Genomic DNA, 18,341 nt, shown 5'->3' on the forward strand with positions numbered 1-18,341 from the left:
TAACTACAAATAAATATAATGAAGGAGCGGTACGTTTGAAATTAGGAGCTCGTATTCTTAAGACAGGTATAGCCATTATACTTGCTTTGTTTATCGCTTCTCTATTACCGAATGAAGCTGGTTTAAAAGCAATAGCTGGGGTCAGTGCTGTGGTAGCAATGCAACCAAGTGTCTATCGTTCACTTAAGACCGTATCCGAACAAGCACTTGGTAACTTTGTTGGTGCCTTACTCGCTGTTGCAATGGTTACAATATTTGGCGATAATGTTGTAATTATGGGTGTAACTGTTATTTTACTCATTGCACTTTTATTCCAATTTAATTTAGCTCATGTTGCTACGTTAGCAAGTGTGACAGCTTTAATTATAATGGGACAGCACACCGGAAATTTCTATGTTTCTGCATTTTACCGTTTTATACTTGTAATGATAGGTGTAACCAGTTCTTCCCTCGTCAATCTTTTATTTTTACCACCAAAATTTGAATCTAAGATTTACTATAATGCATTAAATATATGCTCTGATATTTTCGTGTGGTTTAAATTAGTACTCAATGATACTTCCGATTACCATAATATTAAAGAAGACAGAGGGCTTATTAGCAAAAGGATTAACAAACTTGAACAAACTTATGCTTATTATGCAGAAGAAAAGCCATGGTCGAAAAAGAAAACTTATTCACAAAATAGAAAAAAGATACTTTTCAAAGAGGTCGTGCGTAGTACACGTCAAGCTTATGAAGTCTTAAAGAAAATGAACCGTTATCAAAACGATTTGCATAACTTAAATCAAGAATTATTATTGCAAATCAAACTAGAAATCGATGATTTGATTGCGTATCATGAACAGATTTTCATAAGTCTATCTAAAAAAGCACGTTATGATGTGTGTCAACTTGATACACAAATACAAAACCCTCAAAAGAAAGATTTAATTGATGCATATATTAAAGAAATCATTAAAGACCCATATCAAGATGGCTATACTTATTCAAATGTGATGCAAATTATTTCTGCTATCGAGGAATATCACCATATCTTAGAACATCTTGATCGTTTGCGTATGAGCTTTTTCTCCTATCATAGAAATGATAATGAAATTGATATTTACGAAGAAGATTTTGATTTATAATCTAAAAATAACTATTACATGAAATATTTTCACACGTGGAAAAGGCGATTTCTATTAAAACAATATAGAAATTGCCTTTTTTATTAATTGCAAGGCACCTATCTAAATGTACTCATTATAAAATATAATGTATCAATGATATAGATACGGAATGTTTTAGGTACTGAGATTTTTACGTAAGCGATTAATAGCATTTTTTATAAAAATAACCCATCCAAAAGGTTAAATTAATAATCTTTTGGATGGGCTCTTTCAAAGATATATATCTTACTTTTAATATATCAATAAATATTCTTCTATAAGTTTTGAATGCTATAAAGATGTTCGTAAGCACCTTTTTTATCTATGAGTTCTTGATGCGTACCTGTTTCTACAATTTGACCATTTTCTAATACTACAATCTTATCTGCATGTGTAATTGTAGAAAGTCTGTGAGCTACGATCAACGTCGTACGGTTCTCACTCAATATGTTAAGTGTTTCTTGAATAATTGATTCACTTTCTAAATCAAGTGCACTTGTCGCTTCATCAAGAATAATAATTGGTGGATTATTTAGGAAGATTCGAGCAATTGAAACACGTTGCTTTTGACCACCTGATAGTTTTACGCCTCTTTCCCCTACTTCTGTATCGTAACCTTCAGGTAAGTTCATAATAAAATCATGTGCGTTAGCCATCTTAGCCGCTTCAATCACTTCGTCCTCTGTAGCATCAGGTCGACCTAATAATATATTCTCTTTAATCGTATCTGAGAACAGAATATTGTCTTGTTGAACTAAACCGATTTGGTTTCTCAAGCTTCCTGTTAAGTATGACTTAATATTTGTATCATCAATCTTAATTTCACCTTCTGATACGTCATAAAAACGAGGGATTAAATTAATTAAAGTTGATTTACCGCCACCACTCATACCTACAAAGGCAACAGTTTCACCTTGGTTAACATTTAGATTGATATTTTTTAATACTTTTGCTTCGTTATAGTTATATTTAAAGCTTACATCATTTAATTCAATATTCCCTTTTTTAATTTCAATCGGTTGGGCACCTTTTTTATTTTTTATATCGTAATCTTCATCCATTAATTGGAATACACGATCCATTGATGCAAAGCTTTGCGTCAATGTCGTAAATGAAGAAACAAGACGTCTCAACGGACCAAAGAGTTGCTCTAAATAACCGACGAATGCTGCTAACGTACCTACAGTAATTGATCCGGTAATAGCAAAGTATGCACCAACACCAATGACAATGAGCGGACCAATATCTGTCACTGTATTGATTGCAGAGAATGAATAGGCATTCCATCGTGTATGGTTAAATGCTCTCTCTAAGAAATGTTTATTATGTTTATCAAAGTTTCTTGCCTCGTTATCTTCGATGGCAAAACTTTTAATAATAGACATACCTTGAACACGTTCATGTAAAAAGCCTTGTACTTCCGCTAAAGCTTGTGATCTTTTACGTGTTAATTTTCTTAAACGTCCAAAGAAGAAATAAACGGTTAATATATAAACTGGGAAAATAAGTACTGCTGCCAGTGTCAATTTGAAATCTAAAAAGATCATAATAGATAATGCGATGACGATAGTCACACAATCTAACCAGATGTTCATCAAACCAGTTAAAATAAAGTCTTTCGTTTGTTCCACATCATTGATAACACGTGAAATGACTTGCCCAGTTTGATTATTTGCATAAAATCGTGCACTTAGTGCTTGTAAATGCGTATATAATTTCTTACGAATATCATATAATATTTTGTTACTTGTCCATTGCGCTAAATATTGACGTAAGAACTCAATTGGTGGACGCACAATGACAAAAATAAACAAGGCAATACCTAATGCAATACCAAGTCTCATAAACTTCTCGTTTGTTGTAATTCCGCTGTTATTAATGACGTCATCAATTACAAACTTTATTAAAAGAGGTATCAACATAGGTATACCAAATTTAATTATACCGATTATTATCGTGGCAATGATTCGCCATTTATAAGGCTTAACAAATTGCAAATATCTGCGAATCATAATCTGATTTACCTCCTTATTATTAAACAAATGAAACAGCCTATGTTGATCATTCAACTAGGCTGTTGTAAACGCACAATGACTGAGAGTTAATTATGTTTATATAGCGATTACATTTATAGAGGATGGGACAAATTAGTACGCTGTATATGGCCTTCAGTATACTAAATCATTTGTCTCAACCTTACAATTTCTGTCTCACGCACTTCACTATAAACGATAATTAACTTTTATACATCAAATGTGCTTAATAATTTCTTACTTTTTTATATCTTTCGCGCCACACTTTAATAAAATCTGGAGCAAAGGGACCTTTCTTCTGTTCTATCCATTGTTGAAGGATATCTACATTTCTTCTTAAAATCTTATCAATATCTGATGAATAATTCATTTGTTTCATATGCTGTTCATATTCATCCTCGTCTAATAGATGGTATTTTCCATTTGGATAAACCTTGATATCTAAATCGTAATCGATGTATTTTAACGCTTCCTCATCACATACGAATGGAGAAGATAAATTACAATAATAGTAAACACCATCTTCTCTGAACATGCATATCACATTAAACCAGTATTCTGAATGGAAATATACGATTGCAGGTTCCCTGGTAATCCAAGTGCGACTATCACTCTCAGTAACGAGTGTGTGGTCATTACCACCTATAACAACATGATCCGTACCTTTTAAAATTGTAGTTTCAGACCAAACACGGTGGATATTACCATCATGTTTATAACTTTGTATTTTAATTGTCTGACCTTCTTTAGGTATGGACTCTTTTACCATGCTCCACACCACCTTTTATTTTTTACATAGAGCATTATAACATAAGTCTGAGTTTAACCACGAATCTAAAATTGTTTCTTAATAAATTCATAAATTTTCGTCATACTTACTGGAAAATTATACATTTCTTTATCTGTCATTTTCATCCATGTCATTTCTTCAGGTAGTTCTGTTTTTGTATGATCCACGGCTGTCTTGGCTTCGAACACATCTATATCCCACGTTAAATGAGTAAATTGATGTTTCAAATGTTTTATCGGTGTTGTTGAAATTGGAATATCAATATTTAAAGCTTGATTTATACCCTCAGATGCAGTGGCTTCATACATTGGGAACTCCCACATATTGTTCAGTAATTTTGCCTTACGCTTTTCAATGAGCACTTCGTCATTAAGATTTTTAATAATATACACATGTTGTTTTACGTTTTTCTTTTTAATCTTTTTTGATTTCACAGGTAATTCTGATACCGTTCCTTGTTCAAATGCTTCGCAATGTTGTTGTACCGGACAAAATAGACAAAGAGGATTTTTTGGTGTGCAAACCAATGCACCTAGTTCCATCATCGCTTGATTAAACGTGCCAGATTGACTTTGTACATAAGGCGATAATTCTATCTCATATGCCTTACGTGTTGATTGCAATTTCGTATCTCTGTTGTCGTTATTTAATCTAGACCAAACTCTAAATACATTACCATCAACAGTAGCCAAAGGTTGATCGAATGCAATACTCATGACAGCAGCTTGCGTATAAGGTCCCACACCTTTTAGTTTCTTAAATATTTCTGGATCTCTTGGAACAGTAGCGGCATGATTTTCATCTACATCTTTAACTGCTGTATGGAAATTTCGAGCACGACTATAATAGCCTAACCCTTCCCAATATTTTAAAACTTCATCTTCTTCAGCTTTGCTTAAATCACTTATTGTAGGAAAACGATTAATGAATTTTAAGTAATATTCTCTTACAGTATTTACTTGTGTTTGTTGTAACATGACTTCACTGAGCCAGATATAATACGGATTCGTCGTTTCTCTCCAAGGCATTTGACGTTGGTTTTCATCAAACCAATGTATTAATTTTGATTTAAAATTAGCTTCGGAATACATAAAAAACATCTCTTTCTCTTATTATTTAAAATTATTGGTTGTGTATATAACTCTGTTATTTTTAATATAAAAGCACATCGCTTATAATAAATATAAATTCGACATGAAATGAGTGAAAATATATGGACACAGCTACTCACATTGCAATGGGTGTCGCCCTATCTGCTTTAGCTACCCAAGATCCAGCTATGGCTGGCCCCTTTGCTGCCACCGCAACCACTTTAGTTGGTGGTTCTTTAATACCTGATAGTGACACCGTTTTAAAGTTAAAAAATAACGCCACTTATATTACACATCATAGAGGCATTACACATTCAATTCCTTTTACACTATTTTGGCCATTATTAATCGCACTATTGGTTTATATATTTTTCAAAAACATAGATGTTACACATATATGGTTATGGGCACAATTGGCTGTATTCTTACATGTTTTTGTAGATATTTTTAACTCATATGGGACGCAAGCGCTCAGACCAATTTCTACAAAATGGATACAACTCAGTGTAATCAATACCTTTGATCCAATAATCTTTGCCATTTGATGTATTGGAATTATGATTTGGGTTATGGGTGTACATCCCTATGCAGTTTTCTTTCCAATAGTAGCATTACTTGTTGTATATTACATTATTAGATTTAGAATGCAAGCCCTTATCAAAGAACAAGCTTTAAGACAAATTCAAAATGAGCATAAACCAGTCAAAATCTTTGTGGCACCTACAATCCGTTTTATGGAGTGGCGTGTTGCAATTCAAACTGAAGCTCATGATTATGTTGGAAGAAGCTTTGGCAAAAATGTTGTCTTTAGCGACAAAACAAAACGCCAACCATCACTCAGTGAAGAACTATTAAACTACGTTAAAGATGATAAAAACGTTAAGACATTTCTTAATTTCTCTTCCATTTATCGTTGGCAAACTACAACATTAGATGATAATACGACAGAAGTTCGTTTGATTGATTTGCGTTATTTAAGGAAAGATCACTACTCTTTCGTAGCTATTGTCCATTTAAACCAACACAATCAAATTGATCATTCTTATATCGGTTGGGTATTTAGTGAAGATAAATTACAAAAGAAATTGTTTGCTAATTAAAACAAAAGGAGCAAGACGTTGAAATCTAATTACAACTTTTAGATTTCCGTCTTGCTCCCTTTTTGATTTATGAGTTTACTTTGTAGTTATATTTTCTGATGAAGTAGTTTCACTTGTATCATTGTCTTCTGTATCATTTTTTTCTTGATAATCTTTATTAGTAGTTGCCATCTTTTCTTGATCTAATAGTTTTTGATGATGTTTTTTATGTGCCACTATTCTATTTAAAGTGAAAATAATAAATATGCCAAATCCAATCCATATATAGAAATATAAATGATAAGGTAAGTTTTTCAAACTTTCTCTACCTAGTACTACTGATTGCGCAATACCTTGTATTAAATAGAAAAATGGATTTAACATAAACAAATGTATCAATATAGAATTACTATTATTTGGTATAAAAATGATAGGTACCATTAAAAAAGAAATAACAGTAATTATAATAAACAGAAACTTTACATTTTTTCTAATAACGGTTAACAATCCGAAAATGGTTGATGCCACTACCATAAATATAAATGACATAATTACATAATATAATAATGATAAAAATGAATGTTCTAAATTTACTGGCATGACTAAAGCAATTGCCGTTACAGCAATCAACATTAATATGCTTGTAATAGCAGAAACAACAACGAAATAATAAATAGGATTTATGTTAAATAATTTGTTGACATAATAGTGCTTTTTAAATGACGTATAATTTTTATAAATTGTGATGATGATCATTGCAAAACTGAATATACCAGCTAACCTAAAATAACCATTGGCTTGTTTAACTTCGTCAGTTTGATTAAGGTTAAATACTAACATCATTATTCCAAGCATAATTAAACTTACAGCGAATGGGATAATGAACCAAAGCCATTGTGCTTTGAATTGATTTATCGCAATTTTAAAGAAAGATGGCATTCTTTTGAAAACATTATTTTTTATCTCTGACATTCATTACACCTACAATTCAATATATATCCATTTATTATTTTTCACATCTGCCATGAAATAACCATCTCCTGATTTTACTATCCAAAAATCACTATCTATATTAAACTTTTTCTTTAATTTTGCTTTATCTTTAATTGGAACTACAAATCCTGTTAAGTCATTTCGATCGTTAAAGATCATAGACATTGGTTGTTGTAAAATTGGTGTTACTAAGCGATTATCTTTATCATCTTTTGGTTTTAATGAATCAGTCACTTTTTTATGTGATTTATGCAAATTGCCGTTGTAGAATTCATTGAATTTACTATATTTTGAATGAATATATGGTGATAAAGCTTTTAAACTGTGTTTTTCAAATAAACCTGCTGGGTCAAAGTAACGTATTTGATTTTTAGGAATTGTATATTGTTTATTATCAAGGATAATTCGATAGTTTTTACTGTTCTCACCAGTGATCGTTAAAAATGCATAACGTTTTGCAGATATATTTTTATTGTGATTCAAGCCTTTAAGTTTTACCTTATTCTTTAAATTAATTCCATATGCGAGTTTCTCTTCATAAGTATCTTTATGTTTTGTTTGAATTGAAGCATGGTTAACATCATTCCCCATATTCATTACGCCTACATTATTAAATAACAACACTGCGACAAAAAGAAGTGCAGCTAAACAAGATAATAATATAGTCCAAAATCTTGTAATCGCGTGAGGCGTATTAATATGCTCATATCTCTCTGTACGTCTGAAATTATATGATAATTCAGGTACACGCGTTCTTTTTTTCTTCCAATCCAAATCAAAGTTGGATCTTTCATCTTCCGTTTCTAATGATTGCCAATCAGATTCATGTTCTCTATATTGTGAAAATACTTCGCTCACAGAACCTGTCATCCTCAATTGACCATGTGATATCCATGTCGCGTAATTTGAAGTTTGTTCAACGCGTTCAAGATTATCATCAATTGAAATAATCGTTAAATTGTCTTCTATGTATGATTCGCTTAAAGCTATTGCTTGTTCAACAAATGTATCATCTAAATGTTCAATTATATGATTAAAAATAATCACACTTGCTTTTGAATGCTTTGCTAGTACAAATAATAAATTAGCATAAGAAATATCAGAAAGTTGATTAATTTGTTGAGACGTCTGTTCATTCAGTTGTGCTTCTTTAATTAGTTCTTCAGTTTTGTTAGTTTTTCCATTATCAGAGAAAAGTGAAACAGCTTCAGACACGTAATTATGAACCGTGTCATCTTGTTGTTTCTTATCAGAAATATCTGCAAAAAAGACATCTCTTTTACGCACAACTTTACCTTTGTCAGGTTTAATTTCACCACTCAACAATCTACCAATGAGTGCTTTAGATGATTCTGCTTCACCTATAATTGCTAACGCTTCACCTTTGTAAATATGTAGGCTGATATTATTCAATTCTATATCGTTGGCACCATATCCATAGGGTAAATACCATTTAGGTGCTTTTTTATCTCTATAATAAGTAGTTACATTAAGTAACTTTAATATAATTGAACTTCCCATCCTATCTTCATCCTTCTAAATTTTTAATAATGCGAGCGGTAAACCTTCTTCAGGTTTGGAGCTATTAATTCTAAAACCCCAAGCAAAAATACCTTTCAGACGTTCCACTTTAAAATAATTGTCTGAACCATCATTAAGTTTATAAATTTTACCTATTTCAACTTTGTTACGGTCTATCAAATAACTTTCTGCTACTATTAATTTACTTTGATAAACGTCATATTCATTATATATTCCATTCATCTCTGCTTTACGCATCTTTTCCTTATACCCTTGTATCTCATGTCTTAATTCAATTTCGCTCATTTCACTCAATTTCTTCTGTTCCATCTATAATTCCACTCTCTTCTAATTTGTCTTTAATTTTATCATATTTATAGCCTTTCCTCATAAGGGCTTCTATCGTTTTATTTACACGTTTTTGGCCTTCATATTTTCGTGCATATTTATTATAAGATTTTTCCAAATCTCGTTGCAATAAATGATTTAATTCATCTTCGGATTGAGAAATATCTAATTCTTCAAAAACATCATTGATGCGTTCAAATGTATAGCCTTTTTGCATTAATGATTGCGTGACTTTCTCTTTTACTTTTATTTCGGGGCCCTTCTTCTGTTTGGAAATCTTAGCAGCTACTTTAACAATATCATCCAATGGCTGTTCTTCTTCATAGCGTCTTACATAATCTTCTATAATTGAAGGCGAAACGCCTGCTTTCACTAACTTTTGCTTAAAAACAGTAGGCCCTTTATCAGTAGTTAGTAACATCGTATTTTTTAAGCTATTTGCATAATCTCTATTATCAAGTAATCTTTGCTCATAACAGTAATCAATCACTTGTGCGATAACTGTATCTGAAAAGTCTTTTTGTGCTAAATGTTGTTGCACTTCATAATCCGTTCTCTTTCGATATGATATGTACTGTATTGCATCATTAATCGCCTGTCTATATTGTTCGAAATCTTGAATTTGCTGCATATCTTTAGCATCAACAATTTGTCCTTTTTTTAAATTAAAATGAACAAAGGTATTTACATCAATACCCATTTCAAACTCGTCATCTAAATATAGATTAAAGCGTTCTTTATTCTTTTTTTGTACTTCAATTTTAGTTATCTTCGGCATCATATTCACTCCAATTTATAGAATAACTCATATTTTAAGTGAATGGAATTATAGTGACTACAAAATGTAAACACATTATTTATAAATTCATTTCACAAATATTTTTAATTTGAGTTCACTCATGTTAAACCTTACACTATATAATTAATTATAGAAGCTGAGACAACTATTTTGTCTCAGCTTTTTTTCAATAAGGCAGTAGATGACAGAATTTTAAAAGCGCTTATATCAAGCTTTCTCCAATCCTAGTCATCCTTACAGGGGTGGGACCACGAAATATCTCTTAGAAAATTCGATTTCTGTCCCACACCCAAAAAAAGGCCTTCCTAAAATACGGAAAGACCTTCTGTTTCGGTAGGCTATACGCCTAATTGTTGTATCGCTTCTTTATATTGTGATTCTGTAATGTAATTTTGTTGTTTCATTTTTTCTAAGTTAACCTTTACTCGATTTACGAATCTTTCAGAGCGTTCATTTACATTATAAACACTTGGTGCATTCACTTTACTAGCTAACATTGCACTTTGTAATACGGTAATTTTTGGTAGGCTACTATTATTTTCGTTCGTTGTGGCACCGAAATAATGGTTTGCGGCCGATTCAACAGTATATTGGTTATCTCCAAAGTATATATTGTTAACATAGAAACTTAAAATTTCGTCTTTATCATATTTCTTTTCAACACGTCTTGCAACAAATAATTCCTTTACTTTTCTCAAAAATGAGCGTTCATTATCATAATAGTAATTTTTTACTACTTGTTGCGTAATGGTACTACCACCTTGAACATCTTTGTCACTCAAAGTAGAGAATAATGCTCGTGAAGTACCTTTAAAATCAAGTCCGTGATGTTTATAAAATCGCTCATCTTCCATTGCAATAAATGCCCCTTTAGTATATTTAGGCATATTTGAGGCTGGAACAAATGACGATTTATTCTCAATTTTTTTCAAATCATCTACATTTGATTGTAACGACAATACATACATCAAAATTAAAAAGGCTGCGATAACAATTACAATAGGTATAAGTAATAATAGTAGACACCCTTTGCCTTTTTTCTTCTTAGGTGGTTTGTTCAAAGGTTGATAGTAAGTATTATGTTGTGGTTGGTTGTAACGCTGTTCCATGTACTGTTGCTCTTCTTTTTTTATTCGATCGCTTCTCTTCATTCGATAGCTCCTTTATATTGCTCACATATCGTTATAAGTGAGTTTAACAGGTGCTTAAAAATTAAGCTATAGTAAAAAGTAAAAATCAGTCCAAGGGTGTATAATCAAGTCCTCAGTAAGTTTCAGTTCTTTCTATATAAAAATATCCCGTCAATTAAGAATACGTGATTCTTAATTGACGGGATTCTATTTATATGAGCTCAAACATCATGCGTTTGCATTAAGCTTTTAAAAATCGTTACTTATTTTTCATTTAATTGGTTAACAATTTCTCTATTAAAGTCATCTAAATCGTCTGGTGTACGACTTGTAACGATGTTTTTATCAACTACTACTGATTCATCTACAACTTGTGCACCTGCATTTGATAAATCTTTACGTACATTTAATACTGCTGTTAATGTACGACCATTTAAGTCATCTGTATCGATTAAGATTTGAGGTCCGTGGCAAATTGCAAATGTTGGTACATCATTTGCTGTGAAGTATTTCGCAAATGCACCGAATCTACCTTCTGAATCGCCACGTAAATGGTCTGGTGAAAATCCGCCAGGGATTAATAAACCGTCATAATCTTCTGCTTTAGCATCTGCAATACTTACGTCTACAGTTGCTTTTTCTCCGTGTTTACCAGTAACTTCACTATTTGCTTCGTTACCAATTATAACAGTTTCATGGCCTGCCTCTTCAATTGCTTCTTTAGGGCTTGTTAATTCTACATCTTCGAATTCGTCTGTTACGATAATTGCTACTTTTTTAGCCATTATAAATCACCTTTCCATTGTAAGTTATATATTTATTATAAACGTTAAAAGGGATGCTTAAACATAAATGTGCTCATGAAAAGGCTTAACCACTATTACTCTGACGTTTTTGAAACTGTTTTAACCTTTTCTTCGAGTTGATCTAGTAACCCAATCCATTCATCAATGTCTTCTACTTTCACTTGATCTGGATTAACGTGATCAATATCGTCGATAAATTTTTCTAATCTAGATTTAATCTGATCAATTGTTTGATTTTCATCCATTATAAAAGTAACTCCTTTGAAATAAGATAATATTATATTAACATGAATTTGACAAAAATTGATATAGTCTCAATAATAAAGAATAGTCATTAATACAATACTCATAAGAGAAGATATTATAATTAAGTACGATATATACATACTTTTTAAATATGAATTGAATTTAAAGGAAGTTTAATAAATGATAAATACATATACTACAAATATCAAAGCACCTATCTCAATCAACAATGACCCATGGGAAGCCTACAATGATATTCGAGAACATAATCAACTGACATTGAGTAACGTAGAATTTACAACGACGAATTTATGTAATATGCGTTGTAGCCATTGTGCGGTTGGATATACGCTACAAACGAAAGACCCTGATCCATTACCTATGGATTTAATTTATCGTCGTTTAGACGAAATCCCCCATTTAAAAACAATGTCGATTACTGGTGGAGAACCAATGTTTTCTAAAAAATCCATTAAAAACGTTGTTAAGCCACTAATTAAATACGCTCACGAACGCGGTATTTATGTGCAGATGAACTCAAACTTAACATTACCGCTCGATCGTTATTTAGATATCGCAGAATATATTGACGTCATGCATATTTCACATAATTGGGGCACGATAGAAGAATTTACAGATGTTGGTTTTGGCGCAATGGAGAAACAACCATCTTTAAAAGCGAAATTAAAATTATATGATCAAATGATAAATAATTCGCGTACACTTTCTGAACAAGGTATGTTTATTTCCGCCGAAACGATGTTAAACCAAAGCACAAGACCATACCTTAAAAAGATTCATAATGAAATTGTTCATGATATGAAATGCCAGCGTCATGAAATTCATCCTATGTACCCAGCAGACTTTGCAAGTCAACTAGAAGTATTACCTCTGAAAGAAATGAAAGATGCAATTAGATACTTACTTGAAATACGCGATCCTGACACATGGATGTTATTTGGTACTTTACCTATTTATCCATGTATCAACGATGAAAATGATCAAGCCTTGTTAAACCAATTAAGAAATTCAACGAATGTAACGATGCGTAACGATCCAGATGGCAGAAATCGACTCAATGTAAATGTCTTCACAGGTAATGTAATTGTGACAGATTTCGGTGATGAGACGGGCACAATATCAAATATTAAAAACGACAAACTACCTGATGTATTTGATCAATGGCTAAATACCCCACTTGCTCAATCTTTAAATTGTCACTGTTCGGAGTTTCATTGCTTAGGGCCTAACGTCCTTGTGAAAAATATGTATTATCCGCAAACAGATTTCAGAGAAAAAGAGCGAATGATGCATCAAATATATAATATGAAATAATATAAAGACCGACGCTTCTAATTTTGAAGTGGTCGGTCTTTTTAAATAAGCATACTAGTATTTTATTTTAAATTTTCATTTTCCTTTTGGACTTCAGACAAGAATTCTATCGTTTTCTTACTTTCTTCTCTTCGTTCTTTTCTTCTTTTTACGCGTGCGACTGCTGTTTCATGGAACCACTTTTCCGTTTCAGTTTCAGGATAAACTTTAGGTACTTTATGCGGTTTACCTTCGTCGTCTAACGCTACAAACGTCAAGAAACTTAAAGCTGCCAGATGTCTTTCATTTTTAAATACATCTTCAATAAATATTTGAACACATACTTCCATTGAAGATGAACCTGCATAAGAGATAATTGCTTCAAAGGCTACGATATCTCCTGTCTTTATTGGCATTAAGAAATCAATAGAGTCTGTTGAAGCTGTCACAACTTGAGAATTACTATGTTTCATCGCTGTAATAGCTGAAATTTCATCAACATTTGACATTAGTGTGCCACCAAACATTGTGTGGTGATGATTTGTATCTTGTGGGAATACTTGGCGTGTCTTGATACTCTTAGACTCTGACATGGCTTTTTCTTGTACGGTCATTTTATAAACTCCCTTTTTTATATCATCTTATCTATTATTTAGCCCAATTACCATTTTCAAATACAAGTTCTTTATTACCATCTTGAGTTATACCATAGATTGTTAAATCTGAGCTACCAATCATAAAGTCTACATGAACTAACGAATCATTTAAGCCATGTTCCACCTTTTGTTCGGTAGTCATTTCTGTTCCACCTTCGATGTTAAATCCATAAGCGGAACCTAAGGCAATATGGCATGCTGCATTCTCATCGAATAATGTATTATAAAATATAGTGTTACGATTAGAAATTGGTGAATCATCAGGTACTAATGCAACTTCTCCTAGATGTTTCGCACCTTCATCTGTATTAAGTAAATCACGTAATACATTTTCACCTTTGTCAGCTTTGAAATCTACGACTTTACCTTCTTCAAAAGTTAAAGTAAATCCGTCAATGATGGTACCATTATGACTTAATGGTAGTTTATTTGTAACATAACCATTCACTTGAAGGCGATGTGGTGCTGTAAACACTTCTTCAGTAGGAATATTTGCAACGAAAGCTTGTCCTTCACTCGTATAGCTCGTCGCGTCTTCCCAAATATGTCCTTCAGGTAAACCTATTTCCAGGTGTGTACCTTCTGAAATATATTCAAGTGATTTATAATTTTTTTGTTGTAATTTTTGTGCATGTTGACTTAAATTATCCACATGTTTTTTCCAGTTTTCTGTTGGATCATTGCCGTCTACACGTACAATATCTAAGACTTCTTCGATGAATTGTGAATAAGCTTCATCTTCAGGTAAGTCAGGATACACTCTTGCAGCCCATGCTTTTGATGGGAATGCTGCTACACACCAAGGGAATTGATTTTTTTGACTTGCTTCCATGTAATCTTTATAAGCAAGTGAGTATTCTCTTTGGAATGTGGCTAATTTATCTGCATCAATCCCACTTAATAGGTCAGGATCTTGCGTAATAATAGCTAAATTAGCAGCACCACGTTTAACATAATCCATGCGTTTTTCAACTTCATATGATTTCACTTCATTATTTTCAAAATGTGATAATGGTTCGTTTTCAAACTTTAAACGTGCCAGTCGATCGTCACTATATTCAACTTTCACATCTGAAGCACCTCGTTCATAAGCCGCTTCTACTATATAATGTGTTAACTCAACCGCATCCACTGTGGATCTGATAAATACTGGTTGATCTTTTTGTACATTCATACCAACATTTACTAACAATTGAGCATATTGTTGTAATTTATCTTGTAATTGGCTCATACTGCATGCTCCTTTATTTACGAATTTGCCCTAAGGCATCTGCTATAGCAGATACTTCGCTTGGTGTAAGCGATGCTTTGTTAGTTACGTAATCATGTATTTCACGCACTTCTTTTTCATCTGCTGATTTAAAGTTTTCTGGATCAATCAAACCTTGATTTACGATGTTTAATCTTTCTCTAATTTCTTCTATCATTTGTTCATTTTGATTTGACACGATTTTCACCTCTTTTTTATGTATTCTATCAAATATGCTATCGTTGTAAAACTGTAACAACAAATGCTCTTTAAATTAAACAGGCAAAGGTATAAAATAATGATTGAATAGATGAATATACGTTATTAAATAATTCGTTATATAAATTGTCTTGTCCCCTATTTTTATAAAAGGAGTTTAATGATGTTACACCTTATTTTAATATTTATTGTTACTTGCGTAATCTACTCGATGTTTAAATATGTATATATTTTTGTCAGCAAAAAATTGAAATCCTATGCAAAAACACGAGACAATTATATTGTTAATAATGTCTTACTTGCAGACCAACAAAAGCTTGATTTCATTGATTTTGTTCTCATTATAGGAATAACTTTGCTTTATTAAATGATTAATATTTGATTGGATTATAATTGTGCTTCCGTCAAAAAACATTGGTATAATTGTTATTAATCAATGTTAAATTTTAAAAATCTGTTACATAAGATATGAGCCATAATTTTTATGATGTAACATGATTAAAAATGCTTTAAACTGGGAATTAAAAGAATATAATTGGGAGGTACATAATAATGAAAACAGTAGCATTTGTTTGTCTAGGAAATATTTGTCGTTCGCCAATGGCTGAAGCGATTATGAGACAAAGACTCAAAGACAAAAATATAACTGATATTCAAGTTGTTTCTCGAGGAACTGGTCAATGGAACTTAGGAGAAACACCACATGAAGGTACAAAAGAAATTCTAGATTCACATGGCATCCCATATGATGGTATGATAAGTGAACTGTTCCAATCGGATGATGATTTTGATTATATTATTGCGATGGATCAGAGTAATGTGGATAATATCAAGTCAATCAATCCCAATATTAAAGGTAAACTCTTTAAGCTATTGGAATTCAGCGATATGAAAGAAACAGATGTACCTGATCCATATTATACAAATAATTTCACAGGTGTGTATAAAATGGTACAATCATCTTGTGATAATCTCATTGATTTTATAATAAAAGATGCTAATTTAAGAGAGGGGTAAATTAATATGAGAAATAAATTAATTCCAGGAATTTTACTAGGTGCTGTAATTGGAGGCTCATTAACGTTAGCTGACAAATCTACACGCCAATCATTGCAACGTTCAATTAAAGATGCTAAAGAAGGTAACAAATCTCAAGGTTCTTCTAAAATCAGCGACCTTAAAGAAGAAGTTATGTATTGGAAAGACGTTGTACAAGAAATCAGACGTAACAATCCTGAACTTGAACGTTCATTGAAAGACGCTAAGGAAACTTTCCAACAACGTAAAAACCAACGTTTAAACGGTTAATTCCAGCTTAAGATTCAATAATATGATTTGTTCATAAATAAAATGAAGGCTCCTAGAATTTATACAAATAGTTCTAGGAGTCTTTATTTAATATATGTTCTGTTTAATTTTATGATTAAAACTTTATTACGATCATTACTTTATAAATTTCATTTTACGATTAGTAGAAAACTTCTTAAAAACAATTAATTTAAACTAACATTTACTCTATATTTAAATGTACTGTATAAAATTTATGGAAATATTATCAATTATCTTGTTTACCTTTATAACTTTATACAGTATATTAAAAGATACATTATTAATACATAAGGAGATCTAATATGTCGAAAAGAAAGCAATCTACTTCTGATTATCTGAATAGTATTAAAGATAAAGAAGATACAAACGCGCAAGAAAAAGAAAAATCAAGTTCTAAACGTGATCGTACGTACATATTACCTGCTAAATTTAAATCACAGATACCTAAGAAAGATAATCAAACATTTTTCGTTTCTCGTATCAATAAACCAGCGAAATATACGAAAAACTCAAACTTTTTCTCACAATTAATTTATAAGATAGGTAAAGATGATGCTTCGGGCCTTGCAGCACAATTATCATACTACTTTATGTTGTCACTATTCCCGATGTTAATCTTCTTACTATCTGTCGTATCAATTACAATTAGTAAATCTCAAGTAGACAAACTTATCAAACAAGCTCAGGCACACGCACCAGCAGATTATAAACAAAATATCGGTAGTGTGTTACATGATATATTAAACCAAGGTAGTGGTCTCGGCTTAGTAATCGGTTTAATCTTAGCATTGTGGTCTGCCTCAAACGGAATGACAGCACTAATGAATTCATTTAATGTAGCTTACGATGTTGAAGATAATAGAAACTTCGTTGTTTCTAAACTATTAAGTGTATTATTTACTTTAGCAATGGTGCTGATATTACCTATCGCATTAATTTTACCAGCATTTGGTAAACAAATTAGTGACCTATTATTTGGGCCACTTGGTTTAGATGGAGCGATAAAACCAGTATTTAGCATCATCCAAACTGTGTTACCACTTATCGTTATATTTGTTGCCTTTACCGTATTATATACATTGGCACCAAATGTAAAGATTAAACTTAAGTCAGTAATACCGGGTGCGATTTTCTCTACGATAGCGTTTTTAGTAGGAACGTTATTATTTAGTTTTTATATTTCGAACTTCTCAAATTATTCAAAAACGTACGGTAGCCTTGCCGGTGTAATTATTTTAATGTTCTGGTTATATATCACAGGCTTTATCATTATTATCGGTGCAGAAATAAATGCTATTATGCACCAACGCAAGATTGTATCTGGTAAGACACCTGAAGAACAATCTTTTGCAAAGCTTGAAGAATTTCAACGATTAAAAAAACAAAATCAACAAGGTAAAAATAGTACTTACATGACTGATGACCATGACGTAAACGACTATGTACATCATGATCACAGCCATGAAGATAAATCAACAACACAACACCGTGACTAAACCCAACTAAATAATATTTAAGTTAATAAATAAAGAGTGATTTCTATCATTTATCGATTTAGAAATCACTCTTTTTTCATAATATGAAAAT

The 18,341-nt window shown here is 31.8% G+C and carries 18 protein-coding genes and 1 pseudogene; 6 read left to right on the forward strand and 13 right to left on the reverse strand.

The annotated features are described in order from the left end of the window. The first annotated feature begins 35 nt into the window (after positions 1–35). On the forward strand, positions 36–1,130 hold the full coding sequence (locus QQM35_RS10500; RefSeq protein ID WP_251518523.1) for an FUSC family protein: 1,095 nt from the start codon (positions 36–38) through the stop codon (positions 1,128–1,130). A gap of 296 nt (positions 1,131–1,426) precedes the next feature. On the opposite strand, the gene QQM35_RS10505 is transcribed toward QQM35_RS10500, so the two are convergent. The 3 genes from QQM35_RS10505 to mutY all read right to left on the reverse strand — a co-directional run bounded on the left by QQM35_RS10505 (position 1,427) and on the right by mutY (position 5,065). After that, positions 1,427–3,163: an ABC transporter ATP-binding protein gene (locus QQM35_RS10505; RefSeq protein WP_251518521.1), complete on the reverse strand. Its 1,737-nt coding sequence runs from the start codon at positions 3,161–3,163 to the stop codon at positions 1,427–1,429. A gap of 247 nt (positions 3,164–3,410) precedes the next feature. After that, positions 3,411–3,953 carry a nucleoside tri-diphosphate phosphatase gene (ntdP, locus tag QQM35_RS10510; protein WP_232163077.1) on the reverse strand — a complete coding sequence of 181 codons (543 nt, stop codon included), beginning with the start codon at positions 3,951–3,953 and terminating at the stop codon, positions 3,411–3,413. A 65-nt stretch (positions 3,954–4,018) separates the two neighbouring features. After that, positions 4,019–5,065: an A/G-specific adenine glycosylase gene (mutY, locus tag QQM35_RS10515; protein ID WP_251519070.1), complete on the reverse strand. Its 1,047-nt coding sequence runs from the start codon at positions 5,063–5,065 to the stop codon at positions 4,019–4,021. Between the two features lie 122 nt (positions 5,066–5,187). On the opposite strand from mutY, the pseudogene QQM35_RS10520 reads away from it, so the two are divergent. Then, positions 5,188–6,165: pseudogene (locus QQM35_RS10520) on the forward strand (metal-dependent hydrolase). A 75-nt stretch (positions 6,166–6,240) separates the two neighbouring features. On the opposite strand, the gene QQM35_RS10525 reads toward QQM35_RS10520, so the two are convergent. From QQM35_RS10525 to QQM35_RS10555, 7 genes are all read right to left on the reverse strand, one after another. Next, positions 6,241–7,116 (reverse strand): sugar ABC transporter permease, encoded by an 876-nt coding sequence (locus tag QQM35_RS10525; protein WP_251518519.1) that lies wholly within the window; start codon positions 7,114–7,116, stop codon positions 6,241–6,243. Positions 7,117–7,125: 9 nt separating this feature from the next. Next, complete coding sequence (locus tag QQM35_RS10530) at positions 7,126–8,658, reverse strand: ATP-binding cassette domain-containing protein (protein WP_251518517.1); 1,533 nt, start codon at positions 8,656–8,658, stop codon at positions 7,126–7,128. A gap of 15 nt (positions 8,659–8,673) precedes the next feature. Then, complete coding sequence (locus QQM35_RS10535; protein ID WP_251518515.1) at positions 8,674–8,988, reverse strand: YfhH family protein; 315 nt, start codon at positions 8,986–8,988, stop codon at positions 8,674–8,676. Next, positions 8,966–9,784, reverse strand: a complete 819-nt coding sequence (recX, locus tag QQM35_RS10540) for a recombination regulator RecX (RefSeq protein WP_251942707.1) — start codon at positions 9,782–9,784, stop codon at positions 8,966–8,968. Before recX ends, QQM35_RS10535 begins: the two co-directional genes overlap by 23 nt. Positions 9,785–10,143: 359 nt before the next feature. Beyond that, entirely contained in the window at positions 10,144–10,956 is an 813-nt protein-coding gene (sgtB, locus tag QQM35_RS10545) for a monofunctional peptidoglycan glycosyltransferase SgtB (protein WP_251518511.1), read from the reverse strand. A gap of 242 nt (positions 10,957–11,198) precedes the next feature. Next, complete coding sequence (locus QQM35_RS10550; protein WP_251518510.1) at positions 11,199–11,720, reverse strand: type 1 glutamine amidotransferase domain-containing protein; 522 nt, start codon at positions 11,718–11,720, stop codon at positions 11,199–11,201. A 95-nt stretch (positions 11,721–11,815) separates the two neighbouring features. Further along, positions 11,816–11,986, reverse strand: a complete 171-nt coding sequence (locus tag QQM35_RS10555; RefSeq protein WP_251518508.1) for an SE1561 family protein — start codon at positions 11,984–11,986, stop codon at positions 11,816–11,818. 181 nt (positions 11,987–12,167) lie between these two features. On the opposite strand from QQM35_RS10555, the gene yfkAB reads away from it, so the two are divergent. Beyond that, positions 12,168–13,322: a radical SAM/CxCxxxxC motif protein YfkAB gene (gene yfkAB, locus QQM35_RS10560; RefSeq protein ID WP_251518506.1), complete on the forward strand. Its 1,155-nt coding sequence runs from the start codon at positions 12,168–12,170 to the stop codon at positions 13,320–13,322. A 62-nt stretch (positions 13,323–13,384) separates the two neighbouring features. Here the strand turns inward: yfkAB and QQM35_RS10565 are convergent, their stop codons facing one another. Genes QQM35_RS10565 through QQM35_RS10575 form a run of 3 tightly spaced genes read right to left on the reverse strand, consistent with a single transcriptional unit; the run spans position 13,385 to position 15,384 of the window. Then, positions 13,385–13,915 (reverse strand): acyl-CoA thioesterase, encoded by a 531-nt coding sequence (locus QQM35_RS10565; protein WP_251518504.1) that lies wholly within the window; start codon positions 13,913–13,915, stop codon positions 13,385–13,387. A 34-nt stretch (positions 13,916–13,949) separates the two neighbouring features. Further along, the gene (locus tag QQM35_RS10570) at positions 13,950–15,188 is read right to left on the reverse strand and encodes an aminopeptidase (protein ID WP_251518502.1); all 1,239 of its coding nucleotides are present in this window, start codon (positions 15,186–15,188) and stop codon (positions 13,950–13,952) included. Positions 15,189–15,201: 13 nt separating this feature from the next. After that, positions 15,202–15,384: a DUF1128 family protein gene (locus QQM35_RS10575; protein WP_418129309.1), complete on the reverse strand. Its 183-nt coding sequence runs from the start codon at positions 15,382–15,384 to the stop codon at positions 15,202–15,204. Positions 15,385–15,977: 593 nt separating this feature from the next. Here QQM35_RS10575 and QQM35_RS10580 point away from each other — a divergent pair. The 3 genes from QQM35_RS10580 (at position 15,978) to QQM35_RS10590 (ending at position 18,250) form a co-directional block, all read left to right on the forward strand. Beyond that, the gene (locus QQM35_RS10580) at positions 15,978–16,442 is read left to right on the forward strand and encodes a low molecular weight protein-tyrosine-phosphatase (RefSeq protein ID WP_251942705.1); all 465 of its coding nucleotides are present in this window, start codon (positions 15,978–15,980) and stop codon (positions 16,440–16,442) included. 6 nt (positions 16,443–16,448) lie between these two features. After that, positions 16,449–16,733 (forward strand): YtxH domain-containing protein, encoded by a 285-nt coding sequence (locus tag QQM35_RS10585; protein WP_251518492.1) that lies wholly within the window; start codon positions 16,449–16,451, stop codon positions 16,731–16,733. Between the two features lie 323 nt (positions 16,734–17,056). Continuing rightward, entirely contained in the window at positions 17,057–18,250 is a 1,194-nt protein-coding gene (locus QQM35_RS10590) for a YihY/virulence factor BrkB family protein (RefSeq protein ID WP_251518490.1), read from the forward strand. Positions 18,251–18,341: the final 91 nt, after the last annotated feature.

The sequence above is a fragment of the Staphylococcus hsinchuensis genome, assembly GCF_038789205.1.
Lineage (GTDB): Bacteria > Bacillota > Bacilli > Staphylococcales > Staphylococcaceae > Staphylococcus > Staphylococcus hsinchuensis.